At 65.7% G+C, this 20,888-nt stretch carries 23 protein-coding genes; 16 read left to right on the top strand and 7 right to left on the bottom strand.

Annotation, left to right across the window (positions count from 1 at the left end; genetic code table 11):
• Positions 1-85 precede the first annotated feature (85 nt).
• From ABEA50_RS08325 to ABEA50_RS08305, 5 genes are all read left to right on the top strand, one after another.
• The gene (locus ABEA50_RS08325) at positions 86-682 is read left to right on the top strand and encodes a peptide deformylase (RefSeq protein WP_345494481.1); all 597 of its coding nucleotides are present in this window, start codon (positions 86-88) and stop codon (positions 680-682) included.
• Positions 672-1,667 carry an N-acetylglutamate synthase, CG3035 family gene (locus ABEA50_RS08320; RefSeq protein ID WP_345494480.1) on the top strand — a complete coding sequence of 332 codons (996 nt, stop codon included), beginning with the start codon at positions 672-674 and terminating at the stop codon, positions 1,665-1,667. Before ABEA50_RS08325 ends, ABEA50_RS08320 begins: the two co-directional genes overlap by 11 nt.
• Positions 1,668-1,681: 14 nt before the next feature.
• A complete protein-coding gene (locus tag ABEA50_RS08315; protein ID WP_345494478.1) occupies positions 1,682-2,509 on the top strand; it encodes an exodeoxyribonuclease III in 828 nt (275 codons plus the stop codon).
• Positions 2,510-2,604: 95 nt separating this feature from the next.
• The gene (locus ABEA50_RS08310; RefSeq protein WP_345494476.1) at positions 2,605-3,231 is read left to right on the top strand and encodes a TetR/AcrR family transcriptional regulator; all 627 of its coding nucleotides are present in this window, start codon (positions 2,605-2,607) and stop codon (positions 3,229-3,231) included.
• A 207-nt stretch (positions 3,232-3,438) separates the two neighbouring features.
• Complete coding sequence (locus tag ABEA50_RS08305) at positions 3,439-3,921, top strand: VOC family protein (protein WP_345494475.1); 483 nt, start codon at positions 3,439-3,441, stop codon at positions 3,919-3,921.
• Positions 3,922-3,943: 22 nt separating this feature from the next.
• Here ABEA50_RS08305 and ABEA50_RS08300 read toward each other — a convergent pair whose 3' ends face one another.
• On the bottom strand, positions 3,944-4,135 hold the full coding sequence (locus tag ABEA50_RS08300; RefSeq protein ID WP_345494474.1) for a hypothetical protein: 192 nt from the start codon (positions 4,133-4,135) through the stop codon (positions 3,944-3,946).
• Positions 4,136-4,370: 235 nt separating this feature from the next.
• Here ABEA50_RS08300 and thiC point away from each other — a divergent pair, with 235 nt between their 5' ends.
• Entirely contained in the window at positions 4,371-6,011 is a 1,641-nt protein-coding gene (gene thiC, locus ABEA50_RS08295; RefSeq protein ID WP_345494473.1) for a phosphomethylpyrimidine synthase ThiC, read from the top strand.
• A 268-nt stretch (positions 6,012-6,279) separates the two neighbouring features.
• Here the strand turns inward: thiC and ABEA50_RS08290 are convergent, their stop codons facing one another.
• The gene (locus tag ABEA50_RS08290; RefSeq protein WP_345494472.1) at positions 6,280-6,714 is read right to left on the bottom strand and encodes a MarR family winged helix-turn-helix transcriptional regulator; all 435 of its coding nucleotides are present in this window, start codon (positions 6,712-6,714) and stop codon (positions 6,280-6,282) included.
• A 96-nt stretch (positions 6,715-6,810) separates the two neighbouring features.
• On the opposite strand from ABEA50_RS08290, the gene ABEA50_RS08285 reads away from it, so the two are divergent.
• Positions 6,811-7,536, top strand: coding sequence for an SDR family oxidoreductase (locus ABEA50_RS08285; protein WP_345494471.1), 726 nt, complete (start codon positions 6,811-6,813; stop codon positions 7,534-7,536).
• A gap of 13 nt (positions 7,537-7,549) precedes the next feature.
• On the opposite strand, the gene ABEA50_RS08280 is transcribed toward ABEA50_RS08285, so the two are convergent.
• Entirely contained in the window at positions 7,550-7,717 is a 168-nt protein-coding gene (locus ABEA50_RS08280; RefSeq protein ID WP_345494470.1) for a hypothetical protein, read from the bottom strand.
• Positions 7,718-7,965: 248 nt separating this feature from the next.
• Positions 7,966-8,523 (bottom strand): TetR/AcrR family transcriptional regulator, encoded by a 558-nt coding sequence (locus ABEA50_RS08275; protein WP_345494469.1) that lies wholly within the window; start codon positions 8,521-8,523, stop codon positions 7,966-7,968.
• A 39-nt stretch (positions 8,524-8,562) separates the two neighbouring features.
• Here ABEA50_RS08275 and ABEA50_RS08270 point away from each other — a divergent pair, with 39 nt between their 5' ends.
• Together ABEA50_RS08270 and ABEA50_RS08265 are read left to right on the top strand one after the other, a co-directional pair.
• Entirely contained in the window at positions 8,563-9,804 is a 1,242-nt protein-coding gene (locus ABEA50_RS08270) for a KasA/KasB family beta-ketoacyl-ACP synthase (RefSeq protein ID WP_345494468.1), read from the top strand.
• Between the two features lie 68 nt (positions 9,805-9,872).
• A complete protein-coding gene (locus tag ABEA50_RS08265) occupies positions 9,873-10,148 on the top strand; it encodes a thioesterase family protein (RefSeq protein ID WP_345494467.1) in 276 nt (91 codons plus the stop codon).
• A 187-nt stretch (positions 10,149-10,335) separates the two neighbouring features.
• Here ABEA50_RS08265 and ABEA50_RS08260 read toward each other — a convergent pair whose 3' ends face one another.
• Positions 10,336-11,475 carry a GTP-binding protein gene (locus ABEA50_RS08260; protein ID WP_345494466.1) on the bottom strand — a complete coding sequence of 380 codons (1,140 nt, stop codon included), beginning with the start codon at positions 11,473-11,475 and terminating at the stop codon, positions 10,336-10,338.
• Between the two features lie 90 nt (positions 11,476-11,565).
• Here ABEA50_RS08260 and thiD point away from each other — a divergent pair, with 90 nt between their 5' ends.
• Positions 11,566-12,411 (top strand): bifunctional hydroxymethylpyrimidine kinase/phosphomethylpyrimidine kinase, encoded by an 846-nt coding sequence (thiD, locus tag ABEA50_RS08255; RefSeq protein WP_345494465.1) that lies wholly within the window; start codon positions 11,566-11,568, stop codon positions 12,409-12,411.
• Positions 12,412-12,551: 140 nt separating this feature from the next.
• On the opposite strand, the gene ABEA50_RS08250 is transcribed toward thiD, so the two are convergent.
• Positions 12,552-12,680 (bottom strand): hypothetical protein, encoded by a 129-nt coding sequence (locus ABEA50_RS08250; protein WP_345494464.1) that lies wholly within the window; start codon positions 12,678-12,680, stop codon positions 12,552-12,554.
• 167 nt (positions 12,681-12,847) lie between these two features.
• On the opposite strand from ABEA50_RS08250, the gene ABEA50_RS08245 reads away from it, so the two are divergent.
• The 6 genes from ABEA50_RS08245 (at position 12,848) to ABEA50_RS08220 (ending at position 19,793) form a co-directional block, all read left to right on the top strand.
• A complete protein-coding gene (locus ABEA50_RS08245; protein ID WP_345494463.1) occupies positions 12,848-14,152 on the top strand; it encodes a bifunctional glycosyltransferase family 2/GtrA family protein in 1,305 nt (434 codons plus the stop codon).
• Positions 14,149-16,176, top strand: coding sequence for a glycosyltransferase family 39 protein (locus ABEA50_RS08240; protein ID WP_345494462.1), 2,028 nt, complete (start codon positions 14,149-14,151; stop codon positions 16,174-16,176). Before ABEA50_RS08245 ends, ABEA50_RS08240 begins: the two co-directional genes overlap by 4 nt.
• A gap of 187 nt (positions 16,177-16,363) precedes the next feature.
• Positions 16,364-16,930, top strand: coding sequence for a Uma2 family endonuclease (locus ABEA50_RS08235; protein WP_345494461.1), 567 nt, complete (start codon positions 16,364-16,366; stop codon positions 16,928-16,930).
• A gap of 242 nt (positions 16,931-17,172) precedes the next feature.
• Positions 17,173-17,628 (top strand): MarR family winged helix-turn-helix transcriptional regulator, encoded by a 456-nt coding sequence (locus tag ABEA50_RS08230; protein WP_345494460.1) that lies wholly within the window; start codon positions 17,173-17,175, stop codon positions 17,626-17,628.
• Between the two features lie 45 nt (positions 17,629-17,673).
• Complete coding sequence (locus ABEA50_RS08225; RefSeq protein ID WP_345494459.1) at positions 17,674-18,933, top strand: MFS transporter; 1,260 nt, start codon at positions 17,674-17,676, stop codon at positions 18,931-18,933.
• Positions 18,934-19,040: 107 nt separating this feature from the next.
• Positions 19,041-19,793: a DUF427 domain-containing protein gene (locus tag ABEA50_RS08220; protein ID WP_345494457.1), complete on the top strand. Its 753-nt coding sequence runs from the start codon at positions 19,041-19,043 to the stop codon at positions 19,791-19,793.
• A gap of 190 nt (positions 19,794-19,983) precedes the next feature.
• On the opposite strand, the gene ABEA50_RS08215 is transcribed toward ABEA50_RS08220, so the two are convergent.
• Complete coding sequence (locus ABEA50_RS08215; RefSeq protein WP_345494455.1) at positions 19,984-20,862, bottom strand: MBL fold metallo-hydrolase; 879 nt, start codon at positions 20,860-20,862, stop codon at positions 19,984-19,986.
• Positions 20,863-20,888: the final 26 nt, after the last annotated feature.

The following is a 20,888-nucleotide window of genomic DNA, read 5'->3' as shown; positions in this document are numbered from 1 at the left end:
GCTGTCGGACGCACCGATACGGCCCTGGGCGCGCCCGCACCACCCTGGGCATGGGCGGGCGTGGCGGCACCGCAATAATCGAGGCATGGCAATCCTCCCGATCGTGATCGTCGGCGACCCGGTTCTGCACAACCCGACCGAACGGGTCGAGCAGACGCCGGAGGAACTGGCCGGGCTGATCGCCGACATGTACGAGACGCTCGACGCGGCACACGGCGTCGGCTTGGCCGCCAACCAGGTGGGTGTCGGGCTGCGGCTGTTCGTCTACGACTGCCCCGACCTCGCCGACGGCAAGGCCACCCGCCGCAGGGGCGCGGTGATCAATCCGGTGCTGGAGACCTCGCAGATCCCCGAGACCATGCCGGACCCGGACGACGACGAAGAGGGGTGCCTCTCGGTGCCCGGCGAGCAGTTCCCCACCGGCAGGGCCGACTGGGCGCGGGTCACCGGCATCGACGAGCACGGCGAGCCGGTCGATATCGAAGGCAAGGGATTCTTCGCGCGCATGCTGCAACACGAGGTGGGTCATCTCGACGGTTTCCTGTATGTCGACGTGCTGGTCGGTCGCAACGCGCGGGCGGCGAAGAAGGCGATCAAGCGAAGTGGTTGGGGTACACCGGGTCTGAGTTGGCTGCCCGGATCGGTGGCCGACCCCTTCGGTCATGATGACGATGACGACTGAACCGGACTCGCTCGGCGACATTCCGCTCGGTCGGCGGGTAGTGCTTCGATACCGACTGCCGTCGGGATACACGCACACGATGACCGACGTGATCGGCGAGCTGGTATCGCTCGATCCGCCGACGGTGCGTGCCGCCGACGGGCAGACCGTATCGGTGGCCGCCGATCAGGTAGTAGCACTGAAAGCGTTGGGGCCCCGGCCTATTCGCACCAAAGAGATTCGGTCGTTGGAGGCCGCGGCCGCGAACGGTTGGCCCGGCCTGGAACACGCATGGGTCGACGGTTGGCTGGTGCGCGCGGGGAACGGGTCCACCCGTCGCGCCAATTCCGCGCTGCCGCTGGGTAATTCGAGTACCGAACCGGCGACGATCGCACCGGAGGTCCTCGACCGGATCGTGGACTGGTACGCCGCACGCGGACTGCCCGCCGAACTGGCATTACCCGATCGACTCGCGCCGATCCCGTCGGGTTGGACCGGGCATTCGGAGACCGTCGTCGTCCTCGCCATCGACATCGCGAATTTCGTGCTACCGCAGGGTCCTTCGATGGTGCGTGTACATCCGCAACCCGATGCCGCCTGGTTACGGATGCACCGATTTCGGGGCGAAGACCCTGCCGCGCAGACGGATTCGGCACCTATACCGGATACCGGTGTGATCACCGCGGTGCACGAGGGCGAACTCGGTTTCGCGGCACTCGGACTACCACAGCCCATCGCGATCGGCCGCGGCGCGCTCACCACCGGCTCCGACGGCCTGCGCTGGGTCGGTCTGAGCTGTGTGGCTGTCGGCGCGCAGCACCGCAGGCGCGGCCTCGGGTCACTGGTCTGCGCCGAGTTGATCCGCTGGGGTCACGACCGTGGTGCGACCCACGCCTACCTGCAGGTTTCCGCCGACAACGGTGGTGCGCTCGCCCTGTATCGGGACCTCGGCTTCGTCGAGCATCACAGCTACCGATACGCGGTGGTCGACGAGTCCGCCTCCTGAGGTAGAACGGAGCTGTGCGCCTCGCGACCTGGAATGTGAACTCGATCCGCTCCCGAATCGATCGGGTGACCGCCTGGCTGGACCGCCACGACATCGACGTGCTCGCCATCCAGGAGACCAAGTGTCGTGACGACCAGTTCCCGTTCGAACGGTTCGAGGAGTTGGGCTATGCGGCGGCGCACCTGGGAGTGAACCAGTGGAACGGTGTGGCCATCGTCTCGCGGGTCGGGCTCACCGGCGTGGAGTTCGCGTTCCCGAATCAACCCGGCTTCGACAAGAACGCCGGTGAATCGCTGATCACCACCCCGGTGGTCGAGTCGCGTGCGATCGGCGCGACCTGCGGCGGGGTGCGAGTGTGGAGCCTGTATGTGCCCAACGGCAGGGCGCTGAACGATCCGCACTACGCCTACAAACTGGAATGGCTTGCCGCGCTGCGGGATAACGGCGCACGCTGGCTCGCCGAGCAGCCGGAAGCCAAGATCGCACTGGTGGGTGACTGGAACATCGCGCCGACCGACGACGACGTGTGGTCGGTCGAATATTTCGCCGACAAGACACACATCTCGCAGCCGGAGCGCGACGCCTTCGCCGCCGTGGTGTCGGCTGGTTACTCGGATGTGTTGCGGCCCTTGGCTCCTGGCCCCGGCGTCTACACCTACTGGGATTACACGCAGCTGCGCTTCCCCCGGAAGGAAGGCATGCGCATCGATTACGTGCTCGCCTCCCCCACGCTTGCCGCGAGCACCGTCGACGCGGTGATCGACCGGGAGGAGCGAAAAGGCAAGGGCGCCAGCGATCACGCGCCGGTGATTGCCGAATTCGATGTGACCCCCGCCACGTAAACCTGTCGCCCATCGTTAGATAACCCAATTCGTCGGCCCGATCTTTAGGGCTCAGACCAGGGAAAACCCGGCCGTAGCGCTGATATGTTCAATGAATGGGTAGCGAATCGGGCCTACGGCCACGTCAGCGAGCCCAACATCTCGGTCCCGGTCGCCGTCGCCCGCAGGTGCTCGACACCGCACTCGAGATCGCCGTCGCGGACGGTATCGCCGCGATCACCATGGCCGCGGTCGCTGAACGGATGAATGTGACTCGACCGGTGGTCTATGCCTGCTTCGGTGATCGAGTCGAGCTGATCGAAGCGCTGATCCAGCGCGAGGAAAGCTATCTGATCAGCGGAATGTTCGATGTGCTCCCGACGAGGGATGTGAACGCCGACGAGACGGTGTTCGTCGAGGGATACCGCGCGTTATTGGACAAGGTCGCGGCACGACCGGCGGCTTGGCGGTTGATGTACGGCAATCCCGATCCCGCCGTGGCGGATTCGTTCGGCCGAGGGCGCGCGCTGGTGGTGGAGCGCTGCACGACACTGCTGCGGCCGACGCTGCACGCCTGGGGCACCGAGCAGGCCGAGCGCAAGCTCCCGGTACTGGTCGAGCAGTGGATCGCGGCGGGCGAGGGCGCGGTGCGCGCGTTGCTCGACGAGGACAACGAGTGGACACCGCGCGAACTCGGCGCGTTCGTCGGCGCCGCTGTCTTCCGCGCCCTGCGTCGAGCATGACCGACGCTTCGGGGCGACATTCTCCGGTATAACCGTCCCTGCCTTGTGACGCGAGTCGGGCCGACCCAACCGACCCGACTCGCGCCACTGTTCATGATCCATCTCGCGTGCCGGTTTCGGTCGCGACTCGCGCGGTATTTCGATGAATCTCACTCGCGCACGCCGTCGGTATTTGTACACATCCCAAATCCCCCTACGGAGGTCGCCATGCAGAAGATCGTCACCAACCTCTGGTACGACACCGAGGCCGAAGCGGCGGCGAAGTTCTACTGTTCGCTGATCGACGGCTCGCAGGTCACCAATATCGTGTACTACCCCGAGTCCGGTGGCCGACCCACCGACCTGCCGCTCACGGTGGACTTCGAGCTGGCCGGGCAGCGCTTCACCGCCATCAACGGCGGCGGTGAGTACCACTACACGCACGCGATGTCGCTGCTGATCAACTGCGACGACCAGGCCGAAGTGGACCGGCTGTGGTCGGCATTGACCGCCGACGGCGGCGAGGAGGTCCAGTGTGGCTGGCTCAACGACAAGTACGGCGTGCCGTGGCAGATCTGGCCGAACGCGGCCGACGCGCTGCTGTCGGGCCCCGACAAACCAGCGGTCGACCGCGCGACGAGAGCCATGTTCGCGATGAAGAAGATCGACTTGCAGGCGCTGCGGGACGCCTACGACGGAAAGAACGAATAGCCAGAAATGGTCGAGCGGCGGTTCAGCAGATCCGCCAGGACCCCACTTCGCGGTAGACGGAGTTGTAGATGCTCGATCCTCGGCCGTCGACGAAAGGGTAATGCCGGACGCCCGCTGCCCAATAGCGCAGGATGCGGCCGAGTTCACCGGCGGGGTCCGGCGCTTCGACCCCGTCGGTCAAGGCATCCAGGTCCACTTCCAGAGTGAATTTCATTGTGTCGAATCTACCTGTAGACAGCCGATTTTCGCAGTGCGGGCAGTGGTCGTCACACTCGGCGCCCGCCGTAGCCCTGCGCGGACGGCCCGTCGCCGGGTATGGTCGGCGGCGGAAAATTACACACACACGGGGGCTCGCACCAGCGGGCTGAGAGGACGGCTAGCCGATTTCGGCGCCAGGGCTGTCGACCGTATGAACCTGACCGGGTAATGCCGGCGTAGGGAGGACTTCGATGGAATCCACAGCTGTATCCGCCGTAGACACTGTCACCACCGGACCGATCGCGGGCAGTACCAAGCATTACCGCGAGGTCGACGGTCTGCGCATCCCGGTACGCCGGGTCAATCTCACCAACGGCGAACATTTCGACCTGTACGACACCTCCGGCCCATACACCGACGACAACGCCCGGATCGATCTGGAGGCGGGCCTACCGAAACTGCGCGACACCTGGACGCGCCCCGAAGTCGACGGGCCGCCAACCCAACTCGCATGGGCGCGGCAAGGTCTGATCACCGACGAGATGCGTTTCATCGCCGCCCGCGAGGGTGTTTCGGCGGAGATGGTGCGCGAGGAGGTGGCCGCCGGCCGCGCGGTGATTCCCGCCAACCACCGTCATCCTGAGCTGGAGCCGACCATTATCGGCAAGAAGTTCCTGGTGAAAATCAACGCGAATATCGGCAACTCCGCGGTGTCCTCCTCGATCGCCGAGGAGGTGGAGAAGATGGTGTGGGCGACGCGCTGGGGCGCCGACACCATCATGGATCTGTCGACGGGCAAGAACATCCACGAGACGCGCGAGTGGATTCTGCGTAATTCACCGGCACCGGTCGGCACCGTGCCGATCTATCAGGCGCTCGAAAAGGTGAACGGCGAGCCGACCAAGCTCACCTGGGAGTTGTACCGCGACACCATTATCGAGCAGTGCGAGCAGGGCGTGGATTACATGACCGTGCACGCGGGCGTGCTGTTGCGCTATGTGCCGTTGACGGCCAAGCGGGTCACCGGCATCGTCTCGCGCGGCGGCTCGATCATGGCGGCGTGGTGTCTGGCCCATCACCAGGAGTCGTTCTTGTACACGCACTTCGAGGAATTGTGCGAGATCCTGGCGCGCTACGACGTGACCTTTTCTCTCGGCGACGGGCTGCGGCCCGGTTCCATCGCCGACGCCAACGACGAGGCGCAGTTCGCCGAGTTGCGCACCCTCGGCGAACTCACCAAGATCGCCAAATCCTATGGCGTGCAGGTGATGATCGAGGGGCCGGGGCACGTGCCGATGCACAAGATCGTGGAGAACGTTCGCCTGGAGGAGGAACTGTGTGAGGAGGCGCCGTTCTACACCCTCGGGCCGCTGGCCACCGATATCGCACCGGCTTACGACCACATCACCTCGGGGATCGGCGCCGCGATCATCGCGCAGGCGGGCACCGCGATGCTGTGTTACGTCACCCCGAAGGAGCATCTCGGCCTGCCCAATCGCGATGACGTGAAGGTCGGCGTGATCACCTACAAGATCGCCGCGCACGCCGCCGACCTCGCCAAGGGGCATCCGCATGCCCAGGATCGCGACGACGAATTGTCCAAGGCCCGTTTCGAATTCCGCTGGCACGACCAGTTCGCGCTGTCACTGGACCCCGATACGGCCAGGGAGTTCCACGACGAGACCCTGCCCGCCGAACCCGCCAAGACCGCGCACTTCTGCTCGATGTGTGGGCCGAAGTTCTGTTCGATGCGCATCTCGGCCGATGTGCGGGAATACGCGGCGCGCCAAGGGCTTACCGACTCGGATGCGATAGAAGCGGGAATGGCGGAAAAGTCGGCGGAGTTCGCCGACCACGGGAATGCGGTGTATCTGCCCGTCGTCAGTACGTAGCCGCTCGCCGGGCGCGCGCCGATGCCGACCTTCGAGCATCGGCGTGCGTTTGCGCTCATGGGGCCCGCCCGAGGCGGGATCGCGGGCGTGCCACCACCGCGGCAGGGTCGAACAGGATCAGAGCCGCCTGCCAGTCCACGTCCGAGTTCGCGTGCGGACCGCCGCGGCGCCTTGAACCAGCGTTGCCCCGATCAGGCCGTGCAGCCCGAATGGCGACACAGCAGCGGGCACGCCGATCATTCGATCTCTCGGCGAATCCAGCAGCGGCTCAACGACCTTCGGCGAGCCTCTGGGACACCGAGCTTGCGAGCTCGACCAGCCGAGCGCGGTCCTGCCTCGGCAGGCGTGCGGCCAACTCCGCATCGAGGGCGGCGCGAATGCGCGTCCGCATAGCGACGCCTTTGGGGGTCAGTACGACACGGGCGACCCGCCGATCAGTGGGGTCGGGGGCGCGGACCAGGAGTTCACGACGGTCGAGGCGATCGACCATGCCGGTGACATTGGTCTTGTCGCAGCCGAGTAACTCGGCCAACTCCCCCAGCGACGGCTGGTGACGACTGAGCATGCACAGCAGCTGAACCTGCTGGACCGTCAGGTCGAAGCGGCGCGCGACAATCCCGTGGAGCACCGTCATCTCGCGGTGCAGCGTGGAGAACGCCGACGCGTAGCCGGTGTCGGTGCGATCCGAATCGTTCGAGGACATGCGCATAGTTTAGATGGTCGACTATTGACACCCTCAACCCAATTAGTCGATGATATCGACTATCAAGTTACTCGACTATCTGAAAGAGGTGCGCCGATGTCGGTTGCCTTGGTCACCGGAAGCTCACGCGGGATCGGCCGCGCCATCGCCGAACGGCTCGGCGCGAACGGAGACTCGGTCGTCGTCAATTACCATTCCGACCGCGGCGCGGCCGACAAGGTCGTCGCCACAATCGAAGCCGCGGGTGGGCAAGCCATCGCGGCGCAGGCCGATGTTACGGACGTGAGCCAACTCCGCGGACTGTTCGACCTGGCCGAAGAGCGCTTCGGCGGGCTCGACATCCTGGTGAACAATGTGGGCGTCGCCAGGTTCGCGACGATCGCCGAGGCCACCGACGCCGACTTCGATCTGGTGTTCGCCACCAACGTGAAGGCCACCTTCGTCGCGCTGCGCGAGGCGGCCAATCGCCTCCGCGACAACGGACGCATCGTGGTGATCTCCTCCGGGGTCACCGCGACCCACCGCCCTGATTCGGGGGTATACGGCGCGAGCAAAGCCGCGGTCGAGCAGTTGGTTCGGGTGCTTGCACGGGAGATCGGCGGACGCAAGATCACCGTCAACAATGTGCTGCCGGGACCGACGGAGACCGAGGCGCTGGCCTCGAACCGAAGCCGAGAGGAGTTGGCGCACGTCACCACGCAAACCCCACTCGGCCGGATCGGCCAACCCGACGACATCGCCGAAGTCGTCGCCTTTCTCACCTCTGACGCCGCGCGGTGGATCACCGGCGAGTCCATCCACGGCGGTGGTGGGCTGTTCTGATCAGGAGGATCGCTCAACTCACTGTCACCTTGCCTACTGACTTGTCGGCGGCACGGTCGGCGATGGCGAGGGCGGGACCGGCGAACACCGTCATGCCGGCACCGACCGCCGCCAGCACCGCCGTCGACCCGACCATCGGAAACGACACCCGGTCGGGCAGCGTGCGCTCGTCCTGGCGCACGTAACTGGAGTCTCCACCGGGGACCGAAGCATCGGCGGCGAACGGCCCGCGACACCCTGTTCGACCGACAGAGCCGTCGGTGCACTCGCCGATCTCACGGAGTTGTGTGCGAGACCGAAAAAGGCAGTATCACAGAGGGTTTCGATCAGGTTTCGGCACCGCGCCGCTGCCAACCTCCCCCTTCACCCTGTTGGTCACCTGCGTGCCGTCCATACGGGCCGGTGTGGGCACGCGCCTGTCGCCCACCGTCAGCGAATGTTCTGTTCGATCAACCGTCGTGCGGCACGGTCGGTCCGCGCAACGTCGCCGGTGATCATCCGGTCCTGCAGAATTCCGCGCAATCCCGAAACGAGCAGGGTAGCGATCACTTCGGCATCCTCGGCCAAGCCGATCTTGCGTAAACCCTGCGCGAGCGCGCCGACGAAGACCGCGATGGCTTCGTTGGCGTAGCTCGCGTACGGCCCGTTCGAGGCGCAGGCCGCGCCGATCACCTGGACCATCACCCGCACGCTCACCCGTTCCGGACCGTCGATATTCGCCTGCCAGAACCCCCACAGCCGCTCGCGCAGTGCGGCCGGGTCGTCGATGTCGGCGAAGACCGCGGCGATGTCGGGGCGATGGGTGGCCAGCGCCTGCATCAGCAGTTCCTCCTTGGTGCCGAAGTAGTAGATCAGCATCCGGGAACTGGTGCCGAGCTCGGCGGCCAGCGGACGCAACGACAGGTCGGCCAGGCCATGCGCGGCGATGTAGCCGACAACGTCGGCCAAGAGTTCGGCGCGTTTCTGATGGTCGAGCGGTCGGGCCATAGGTTGACTGTAGCGAGTGCTACAGGTATTCATGACATCGTGAATGTACCGAACGCTTCAGAAACTCGTTCCGTCGTCGTCACCGCCTACGCGGCCACCACGTCATTGGCCGACGACATGGACGACACCTGGTCGCGACTGTTGCGCGGAGACAGCGGAATCGGCACGCTCACCGACGATTTCGTCGACGAGTACGAGTTGCCCGTGCGCATCGGTGGCAAGTTGCGCACGCCCGTGAGCCAGCAGTTGACCAGGATCGAGCAGCGCAGGCATTCCTACGTCGAGCAGATGGCCCTGGTGCTCGGGCGCCGCGTCTGGGCACAAGCGGGCGCGCCGGAGGTGGCAGGCGAACGCCTCGCGGTCGCCATCGGCACCGGGCTCGGTGGCGGTGACGCACTGATCGATGCGGTCGACGCCATGCGCACGGGTGGATACCGGAAGGTCTCACCACTGTCGGTGCCGATGGTGATGCCGAACGGACCCGCCGCCACCGTCGGACTCGAAATCGGCGCCAAAGCCGGGATATTCACGCCGGTCTCGGCCTGCTCGTCCGGATCGGAAGCCATCGCGCAGGGGTGGCGACTGATCAGCACGGGCGAGGCGGATGTCGTGGTCGCCGGTGGCGTCGAAGGCCATATCCACGCGATGCCGATCGCCAGCTTCGCCATGATGCGGGCGATGAGCACCCGCAACGACGAACCCGAACGCGCCTCGCGTCCGTTCGACCGCGACCGCGACGGCTTCGTCTTCGGCGAGGCGGGTGCGCTGCTCGTCCTCGAATCCGAACGGCACGCGCGAGCGAGGAACGCGACGATCCAGGGCCGGGTCCTCGGCGCCGGGATCACCTCCGACGCCTACCACATCGTCGCCTCCGACCCGTCCGGGGTCGGCGCCGCACGGGCCATGCACAAGGCGATAGCCACCGCTGGACTGCATGTTTCGGATATCCAACACGTCAACGCACACGCCACATCCACCTCGATCGGGGACGCCTCCGAGGCCAACGCCATCCTCGCCACCACCCCCGAAGCCTCGGTCTACGCGCCGAAATCCGCACTCGGCCACTCGATCGGCGCGGTCGGCGCCCTCGAATCGATCGTCACCCTACTCACCCTGCGCGACCAAATAGTCCCGCCCACACTGAATCTCGACAATCGCGACCCAGATTTCGACCTCGATATCGTCACAGGATCAGCGCGCGAACAACGCATCGATGCCGCACTGAACAACTCGTTCGGATTCGGCGGCCACAACGTGGCGCTGGCCTTCGGTCGGGCATAAGGCAGACAGTCGTGGCGGTGCCGGGCACTGCTGGTTGCCGAGAAATCGTTGGCGATCACCGATTGTGCGTGCGCTGGCACGCCCCGAGCCCGCTGGAACGCACCCTCGCCGCCGCGGACTCCGGCAACGGCATCAGCGCGGTCCTCGATTGGTCGAGTTTCCTGTTCATCAACACCGACCTCACCGTCACCCTGCACCGCCACCCCGAAGGCGAATGGGTCTGTCTCGATGCCACCACCCTCCCCCAACCCCACGGCATCGGCCTCGCCGAATCCGCCCTCTACGACGAAAAAGGACCTCTGGGCCGCAGCACCCAAACCCTGTACATCGCACCGCGCGCCTGAGTGAACCGCGTGCGGTGGGTTATTGCCACGGGTCGATGACGGGTACCCCGGCGGCCTCGAACGGCGCTGTGTCGCGACTGGCAACTGCGAAGCTGTCATCTCCCCTCGCAAGCCATCACTGATGGCACTTTTTCACAGTGATATCACGCTCGACCAATGGCATAGCCCGGTCATGCGTAGCCGCGGCTCACACATGTTCGTGCAGCTCACCCCACGCGGGGAACGGGTCGGGATATTCGGCCCACACAGTCGAACCTTCGGCGAATTCCACATCCGTCAACAGGGCGGCGTCCAAGCGGGCGCGTACCGCGTCTCGGTCCAGTTGTAAGCCGATGAACACGATTTCCTGGCCACGCGGGACCTCGAGCGACGACCACCATGCGGCCGGTTCGAAGGTCAGGTTCGGGCCTGCTTGGGACCAGATCGCGGCCAGGTCCGGGCGGCTGGCGATCCAGCAGAAACCCTTGCTGCGCAGCAAGCCTCGCAGTTCGCCCAGCACCGAGGAAAGGCGTTCGGGGTGGAAAGGGCGGTCCGCGGTGTAGGTGAGGCTGCGGATGCCGTATTCCTCGGTCTCGGGGGTGTGTCCGCCCGCCAACTCCGCTTCCCAGCCCTCGGATTCGGCGGCGACCACCGGGTTGTAGCGGCCGGTCGCCAACACCTCGGACAACTCGACAACCCCTTCGCTGATCCGCAAGACGTGCGCACGTGGATTCAGTGTGCGCACAGTGGCTTCCACCATTCCCACGGCCTTTTCGCTCACCAGATCGGTTTTGTTGACCAACACGACGTCGGCGAATTCCACCTGATCCACCAACAGGTCGGAGATCGTGCGGGTATCCCCTTCGCCCGCTTGCAGATTGCGCTCGGCCAGCTCCTGCCCACGCGCGATCTCGGTCAAGAAGGTGGAGGCATCCACCACCGTCACCATGGTGTCGAGCCGGGCGAGCGCGCCGAGGGTGAACCCGTCCTCGAATTCCCAGTCGAAGCTCGCCGCCACCGGCATCGGCTCCGAGATCCCGGTCGACTCGATGACCAGTTGATCGAACCGCCCGTCGCGAGCGAGCTTGCCGACCGACTCGATCAGGTCTTCGCGCAGCGTGCAGCAGATACACCCGTTGGTCAACTCGACCAACTTCTCCTCGGTGCGATCCAGATACCCCTGCCCAGCTACCAGCGCGGCATCGATATTCACCTCACTCATGTCGTTGACGATCACCGCGACCCTGCGCCCCTCCCGATTCGCCAGGATGTGATTGAGCAGCGTGGTCTTGCCCGCACCGAGAAAGCCGGACAGGACGGTGACGGGGAGACGTTCTTCAGCAGCCATGCGTTAATGATAACGATTGTCATTTTCTACTATCCGTGACCCTCGAATCCCGCGGCGCCGAACCGGGCGGGCGGCCGTATGGTCGTTGACGTGAACCTGCTGCCACTGCCCTCGAACGGACAGACCCCGGTGCGAGTGCTCACCATCGCCGGTACCGATTCCGGGGGTGGCGCGGGCATCCAAGCCGACACCAGGACCATGGCCATGTGCGGCGTGCATGCCTGCGTCGCCGTCGCCGCGGTCACCGTGCAGAACTCGGTGGGCGTCAGTGGGTTTCACGAGATTCCGCCGCAGGTGGTCGCGGATCAGGTGCGCTGCGTTGTCGGCGACATCGGCATCGGCGCGGTGAAGACCGGCATGCTCGCCTCCACCGCGATCATCGAGGCGGTCGCCGACGTCTGTCGCGAGGTCGGTATCGGCAAGAACGGCACGATCCCGTTGGTGGTCGACCCGGTCGCCGCTTCGATGCACGGCGATCCGTTGCTGCATACCGAAGCGTTGGACGCGTTGCGCCACACCCTCATTCCGCTGGCGACGGTGGTGACGCCGAACCTGGACGAGGTCCGCCTGCTCACCGGAGTCGACGTGGAGGACGACGACGCGGCGCGCCACGCCGCCCGTGAGCTGCACAAGCTGGGCGCACAGTGGGCCATCGTCAAGGGAGGACACCTACGGTCCTCACAGGTCAGCACGGACCTGCTCTACGACGGCACCGACTTCCTCGAGTTCACCGCCCCCCGCATCGCCACCGGCAACGACCACGGCGGCGGCGACACCCTCGCCGCCGCCATCGCCTGCGCCATCGCCAACGGCTACCCGGTCCCCGCAGCCGTTGAATTCGCGAAAGACTGGACCTACCACTGCCTTTCAGCGGCCTACGATCTCGGCGCCGGTCACGGCCCGGTGTCCCCGCTGTGGCGGCTACACGAAAGCTGATCCGGGCCAGGGGCACCCGGCAAGACACCCGATGTGCCCGCACCGGGCCGCCCTGTGGCGGAAGGCGTCATCGCACACCGCCCATCATTGCCACATCAAGCCCGGTCCGCGTCCCGGCGCGAGAACGGCGGTGCGCTCCCTCAGCGCTTCTTGGGGACGATGGGTGAGTCGTCGACCGACTTTCCCTTCTTGTCCGCCTTGTCTGCTCGCTTTTCCTTGAGCGACTTGGATTTCTTGGTCATCGAGCTGCGCGGAGATTTGTCGGACAATCGTCGTCCTTCGCTCGCAGGGCCTGAATGGTCCCGATGGTTCGACCGTACGCTATCCGCGTCGGTGCCGGATTCGATCGAGCGCGCGGACCAGGGATTTCGCGTCCCCAGCAACCTCACAGCTGAGCCCCAGCTGGGCTCCAGCGTCGCGGTCGAATCTTGACGGCATGACCGAGACCATGACCGTCACGGCGGCCGCACACGCCGACCCCGTTGGCGCACCCGTCCTCGACGTGGTGATCCCCGTCTACAACGAAGAAGCCGACCTCGGCGTCTGCGTGCGCCGGCTACGCACGTACCTGAGCGACGGATTTCCGTTCCGTACGCGGATCACCATCGCCGACAATGCGAGTACCGACGACACCATGCAGGTGGCCAACCTGCTCGCCGAGGAACTCGGCGGCATCCGGGTGCTGCATCTGGACGCCAAGGGGCGAGGACGCGCACTGCGGGCCGCGTGGGAGCATTCCGACGCCGAGGTCGTCGCCTACATGGATGTCGACCTGTCCACCGACCTGAACGCGCTGCTTCCGCTGGTGGCGCCGCTGATCACCGGACACTCCGACCTGGCGATCGGTACTCGACTGAGCTCCTCGTCGCGGGTCGTGCGCGGGCCGAAGCGCGAAATCATCTCCCGCGGTTACAACCTGTTATTGAAAGCTTCCCTGCGCGCGCGCTTTTCGGACGCCCAATGCGGTTTCAAGGCGATCCGCACCGAGGTCGCGCGCGAGCTGCTTCCGCTGGTTCGCGACGGTGAGTGGTTCTTCGACACCGAACTGCTCGTGCTCGCCGAACGCGCCGGTCTGCGCATCCACGAGGTGCCGGTGGATTGGGTCGACGACCCCGACAGCCGCGTCGACATCATCGACACCGCGCGCAAGGACCTGCTCGGCATCGGCAGACTCGGCCGAGCGCTCGCCAGCGGCACCCTGCCCTTGGAGGAGCTGCGGCGCGCGGTCGGTAGGGAACCGTTGGTACCGGGGGTCCCGCTCGGCATGGTCGGACAGCTGGTGCGCTTCGCCATCGTCGGCGCGCTCAGCACCCTGGCCTATCTGCTGCTGTATGTCGTGCTGCAACCGATGACCGGCCCACAGGTGGCGAATTTCCTCGCGTTGCTGATCACGGCGGTGGGTAATACCGCGGCCAACCGCGCGTTCACCTTCGGCGTGCGCGGCGCGACCGGTGCGGTCTCCCACCAGTTCCAAGGGCTGGTGATCTTCGGCATCGGACTGGCGCTCACCAGTGGGTCCCTGTTCGCGCTGCACCACTGGGCGGGCGACGCCTCGGTGCACTGGGAGCTGTTCGTGCTCGTGGTGGCGAACCTGCTCGCGACCTTGCTGCGCTTCGTCGGGTTGCGCTGGGTGTTCCGCAATACACCCGCGCACCCTACGCAACCCGTTGTCGCGCAACCACCTTCGATTCCATCCGGAGCGGCTGCGGTAGCCGCCGACACCAAGGGAGACGCGCGATGACCGCGACACTCACCGCGCCGCCCGAGGGGGCGGCGCACCGGCACAAACCCGAACGCAAGACCCGGTGGGAATACCCGGCGCTGGCCGCGCTGCTCATCGGCACCGGTATCGCCTACCTGTGCAACCTCAGCGCCAGCGGATGGTCCAATTCGTTCTATTCCGCCGCGGTGCAAGCGGGTTCGGTATCGTGGAAGGCCTTCTTCTTCGGCTCCTCCGACGCGGCGAACTCGATCACCGTCGACAAACCACCGGCCTCGTTGTGGTTGATGGAATTGTCGGTGCGCGCGTTCGGGCTCAATAGTTGGAGCATTCTCGTTCCCGAAGTGCTGCTCGGCGTCGCGACGGTCGCGGTGCTGTGGGCGACGGTCCGCAGGCCGTTCGGTCCTGCCGCCGGGTTGATCGCCGGACTGGTTCTCGCGGTAACCCCGGTGGCCGCCTTGATGTTCCGGTTCAACAACCCCGACGCGCTCCTGGTGTTCCTGATGGTCGCGGCCACGTGGGCGATCAGCCGCGCGGTCGCCGACGGGCGATGGCGCTGGCTGGTACTCACCGGCGCACTGGTCGGATTCGGTTTTCTCACCAAACAATTGCAGGTACTGCTCGTGGTGCCGCCGCTTGCGCTGACCTACCTGATCGCGGGCCCACCGAAGCTGGGTAAGCGGATCGCGCAATTGTTCGCCGCCGCGGCGGCGATGGTGGTCGCCGCGGGATGGTGGTTACTTGCCGTCGAGTTGTGGCCCGCGTCGTCGCGGCCGTGGATCGGTGGGTCGCAGAACAATTCGATTCTCGAGCTCACCCTTGGCTACAACGGATTCGGTCGCCTCAGCGGTAACGAGAGCGGCAGTGTCGGCCCCGGCGGCGAGTTACCGCCCGGCGGCAACGGGATGTGGGGTTCCACCGGCATCACCAGGATGTTCGAGCCCGCGCAGGGCGGTCAGATCGCCTGGTTGATCCCCGCCGCGCTGGTCGGGCTGGTCGCGGGAATTCTGTTGCGCGGTAAGGCGGCTCGTACCGATGCCCGCCGCGCCTCGTTCATTGCCTGGGGTGGTTGGCTGCTGGTCACCGGCCTGGTGTTCAGCTACATGGCCGGAATCTTCCACCAGTACTACACGGTGGCTCTCGCACCAGCGGTCGCCGCGCTGGTGGGTGCGGGAGCGGTGGCGATGTGGCGCGAGCGGCACCGGCCGTGGGTGAACCTGCTGTTCGCGCTCGCGGTAGCACTCACTATGGCGACCGCATGGATGTTGTTGTCGCGCAGCGCGAGCTGGCTGCCCTGGCTGCGGTGGACGGTACTGGCGGTCGGAATCGTCGCGACCGTCCTCGTGCTGGTGTCCTCGGCGCGACAGCGACTGGCGGTGGTCGCCGCACTCGCGGTCGCGTTCGCCGGTTTGGCCGGACCGACCGCCTACGCGGTGAACACACTCACCGTCGGCCACAGCAGTCCGATTCCCTCGGCCGGTCCCAGTGTCGAAGGTGGGTTCGGCCAGCACGGGCCCGGCGGTGACGGCCGCGGCATGGACGGACCCGGTGGCGGGCAGATGCCGCAAATGCCGGGTGGCCAAGCTGGGCCCGGTGGCCATGGCGCTCCCGGTGGCCAACCGCAGGGCATGCGCGGCGGCGACGGATCGGAAGCACGCGGCGGTATGGGCGGCATGTTCGGCACCACCGAACCGAGCGCACAGGTGATCGCCCTGCTGGAAAACAATAGCGACCACTTCACCTGGGCCGCAGCGGCTTCCGGCTCCAATAGCGCCGCAGGCTTCCAGCTGGCCACCGAACTCCCGGTCATGCCGACCGGCGGCTTCAACGGCAGCGACCCCTCCCCCACCCTGGCCCAGTTCCAGCAGTACGTCGCCGACGGAGAAATCCATTACTACATCGGTGGCGGAGGCCACGGCGGCCCCGGCGGTTCTTCCAACAACGCGAGCAGCCAAATCGCCCAGTGGGTACAGGAGAACTTCACCGCGACGGAGGTGGACGGCGTCACCCTCTACGACCTCACCGCCCCGACGGCGGCGAGCTGACCCTTCTCGCACCGAACTCCCGGCGATGTGGCCGCGCGTGGTCACACCGCCGGGAGTTCGCCGTTTCGGTGGAGACTCGCACCGGTTTGCCTGCCTGCGAGGAACTCGTTCAGCGTGCTGGGCACCAACTCGTACACTGAACCAGCGGATGAGGGTCTACCCCGAGGGGTCCGGGAGGAGTGGTGTCATGGCTGTAGCGACCGTGACACCTGCGTGGATGCATCAGCAGATCACGGCGGTCGAGTACGACTCCTGGTCCGAGGAGCAGTGTGCGGGCATCGAGAACATGGACGGGATGGTCGTTGTGCGCCCCGGTGCGTCCAAGCGCCATAACCGACTGGCTCGGATCTTGGCGAACGCACTGGATGCCGCGGCGGGACCGGACTGGAACGCCGATACCGATTTCGACGTGCGGTGCCGCGATGTTCCGCTGAACAATCGCCGACCGGACGTCGTGGTGTATCGCGCGGACACCATCGACCGCACACCTAGCCGCCCCGAACATGTACTGATGGTCGTGGAGGTCGTTTCCCCTGGATCGGAGACCACCGATCGCATCGTCAAGGTCGATCAGTACGCGAAGGCGGGCATCGCCTTCTACTGGCGGGTCGAGCAGGCCGCGACCGGAGTCGTACTGGTCTACACCTCTGTGCTCGACCCTGCGACAGGCACGTACCGGACCGGAGATATGTACACGGGGACCGTCAAGGCCTCGGCGCCCTTCCCCGTCGAGGTTGATCTCGGCGAGGTCTGACCTCGCACGTCTGAGGATTCCACCACTTGCTCGTTCGGACTGGGTCCCGGACGAGTTGTTCCCGAGCTGCGCGAAAATAGCAGGGCAACAATCGAACTGAACGATCCAGGGATGCAGCCGGGCAGAAATCCCCGAGGCTTTGTACCGTGCTACCGTTTTCCGAAAGTAGACATTACGGACGAATCGTCATTCGTGAGCGAGTTCACCGGACATACATAGTTAGCTTATGTAATAATGTCAGGGTGCAGCAGGCTCAGACAGGTACAGCAGATGACATCGTCGTCGATCTTCTCGTCACCGCGGGCAGGCTGACTCGATTAGCCGGGGCCATCAGCGGCGATGACCTGCCGCGGGCGGTGATGCGAGCGCTAGCCGTACTCGATGAGCACGGAGCTGTGCGCGTCAGCGAGTTCGCGCGAATCGATCGTTGTTCACAACCCGCGGCAACGGCTTTGATCGGCCGACTGGTCGCCGACGGTTACGCCACGCGCACCAAAGACCCCGAGGATTCCCGCGCGGTTGTCGTCGAACTCACCGAAACGGGGCGCACTCGACTCAGCACGGCACGGCGCTCCTTCGCCGACGCACTGCTCACCCGACTGCCCGGATTCGATCTCGAACGACTCATGTTTCTCGACGCCGAACTCAACGAATTGCTCGACGCCATGAAAGACGCCGGAACCCAGAGGCCGAGCTGATCCGAAATACGTAGTAGTAGAAAGTAATCCAGTAAGGGACAAGCAATGAGTACCTTGGCTCGCAGCGGCGAGGTCGGCGAGGAAAAACCCGCGAACACCTCGATCCTCAAGCAACCGAAATCGGTGTGGGCCGTCGCCTTCGCGTCGGTCATCGCCTTCATGGGTATCGGCCTGGTCGACCCGATCCTCAAGCCGATCGGCGAGCAGCTCCATGCTTCCCCGTCCCAGGTATCACTGCTGTTCACCAGCTACATGCTGGTGACGGGCGTGGCGATGCTGATCACCGGCGTCGTCTCCAGCCGATTCGGTGCCAAGAAGACCCTGCTCGCCGGGTTGTCGATCATCATCGTCTTCGCCGCGCTGGCGGGGATGTCGGGCACGGTGGGCCAGATCGTCGGGTTCCGCGCGGGGTGGGGCCTCGGTAACGCGTTGTTCATCGCCACCGCGCTGGCCACCATCGTCGGCGCGGCCACCGGCGGCGTCGCCAAGGCGATCATCCTGTACGAGGCCGCACTGGGCGTCGGCATCGCCACCGGCCCACTGGTCGGCGGCGTGCTCGGCGGAATCAGTTGGCGCGGACCGTTCTTCGGCGTTTCGGTCTTGATGGCCATCGCACTGGTCGCGATCGTCACGCTCCTGCCGGAGAGCCCGAAGCCCACCCATCACACCTCGGTACTCGCACCGTTCCGCGCGCTACGTCACCGCGGACTACTCACCGTCAGCGTCACCGCACTGCTCTACAACTACGGGTTCTTCACCCTGCTGGCCTACACGCCGTTCCCGCTGGACATGGGCACCTACTCGATCGGCTTCATCTTCTGCGGCTGGGGCATCCTGCTCGCGCTGGCGTCGGTGTTCCTGGCGCCGCGCCTACAGCGCAGGTTCGGAACGCTGCCGATGATGGGGCTGGCGCTGGGTCTGTTCGCCGCCGACCTCGCGGTGATGGCCGTGTTCACCGAGCACAAGCCCGTCCTGATCATCGGGACCGTGCTGGCCGGATTGTTCCTCGGCGTGAACAACACACTGATCACCGAGGCCGTGATGATCTCGGCGCCGGTCGAGCGCGCCACCGCCTCGGCCGCCTACAGCTTCGTCCGCTTCGCGGGCGGCGCCGCGGCGCCCTACCTTGCGGGCAAACTCGGCGAAAGCAGTGTCGGACTGCCGTTCTGGGTCGGCGCGGCGTGCACAGTCGGCGCGGTCGCGGTGCTGTTCGTCGGCCGACACGCGCTGTCGCACATCGACGAGCACGAGCCAGCACCGCACAGCGCCGAGGAGGCGCAGGCGATCACCGTCGGCGACGAATAAACAGCGTTTCACACCGAGGGCAGCCGCAGCACGCGGCTGCCCTCGGTCATTGTTCAGTAATTTTTCCGACCCGGACACGCAGGTAGACGCGGGTACCGTCGGTAGGTATGACCGAATCTGAACGTGGGCGGGTCAGGGTCGAAACGGGCCAGAAGCGGCTGCGTGCGTTTCTGGGTGGACAGTTGGTGGCCGATACGACGCGGCCGGTGCTGGTGTGGGAGCGCCCGCACTATCCGACGTATTACGTGCCCGTCGCCGATCTGCGTGCGAAACTCGAGCCGAACGGCACCACCGAGCGCTCCCCCAGCCGCGGCGAGGCCACCGGCTACGACGTGGTCCTCGACACCGTCACCGCACCGAAAGCCGCACTGCGTTATCTTGATTCGCCGTTCGCCCAGTTGCGCGAATTGGTTCGCCTCGACTGGGCTTCGATGGACGAATGGTTCGAGGAAGACGAGCCGGTCTACATCCACCCGCGCAGCCCGTACACCCGCGTCGACATTCTCGGCAGCTCACGACACATCCGGGTGGAGATCGACGGCGTCACCGTCGCCGACTCGCACTCCCCCCGAATACTCTTCGAAACCGGACTTCCCGCAAGGTATTACCTGCCACTGACCGATGTACGGCAAGATTTGCTTCGACCATCGGATTCGCACTCCGGCTGCCCGTACAAGGGCACCGCCGACTACTGGAACGTGCGAATCGGCGACACCGAATACGCCGACTACGTGTGGGGTTACCGGACGCCGCTACCGGAAAGCGCGAAGGTCGCCGGGTTGGTGTGCTTCTACAACGAAAAGGTCGACATCTACGTCGACGGCGAACTCCAGGATCGCCCCCGCACCCCGTTCAGCTGAGCGACAGCGGATCACACCGAGACCAGTGGCCGGGCACAGCACCGTATTCGGGCTCGAATGCCTCGGCGAAAGCGAATTCCGAGCTGTACCCGACCTTTCGAGTGACAACACCCGACGACTCGTCGAAATCTCGGAACAAACCGGCCGCGGTGCGCATCCGCCGGCTGGTGAGGTGGGCCAGCGGCGGCTGCTAATGCTCCACGCTCGGCGAGGTGTGCTCGGCCGATGCGTCGGGGTGCGTCGACGGGTCCGCGGTCGCCGCCTCGTTGCGTAGCTGGCGAAACTCCTCGGGGTCGTGCGCGCAGAACAGTCGCACGGCCGCGCCGTGTTCGATGTGCAGTGCCCGCAATCGGGCCAGGTTCGCCAGTCGCTGCTGAGTCAGCGTGCCGGAGATCCGCTCGAAGAACGAGAGCTCCAGCGGCGGACGAAAATTCGAAGGATGTACTTCGTAGCGATGGAAATACGCGTCACCGCAGTGCAGCAGCCATTCGGCGCCGCGGCGCACCGCGACACCGCAGTGCCCTCTGCTGTGGCCGATCAGCGGGACCAGCATGATGTCGTCGAGGATGGGCACCGCGGTGAAGCCGAACCAGTCCTCCCCACCCGCGTCGTGCGTGCGCCACTTCGGGCCGTGCGCCCAGTGACCGGGTCGGTACCGCAATTTCTCGCCGATCGTCCTGCGGCGCGTCGCCGCGGCGAGTTCGTCGGTGAAGATGTGCACCTCGGCACCGGGAAAATCCGCGAGCCCGCCCGCGTGGTCGAGATCGAGGTGGGTCAGCACGATGTGGCGTACGTCCTCGCGCCGGTAACCGAGTGCGATGAGTTGATGCAGCGCGGTGCGTTCAGGGGTGAGCACCGGGCGCAACGTCGGCCACACGCCGAAGCCGAGTCTGCGCGCATCGGCGACGTCTTCGGTACCGAAACCGGTGTCCACCAACACCAATCCGTCGTCGGTCTCGAGCACAAGACAGTGGCCGACGAGATCCGACCGCAATCGCGCACTGCCGCCGAACCGCGCCTGACCACCGACGGGACACATCGTCGCACAGTCGAGGTGGCGCACCAGCATCGCCGAAACTCCCTTCAGAGCGCCGT

This window comes from Nocardia callitridis (genome assembly GCF_039543305.1).
Classification (GTDB): domain Bacteria; phylum Actinomycetota; class Actinomycetes; order Mycobacteriales; family Mycobacteriaceae; genus Nocardia; species Nocardia callitridis.
Note: the sequence above shows the minus strand (reverse complement) of the source record. Positions and strands in the feature narration are given on the sequence as shown.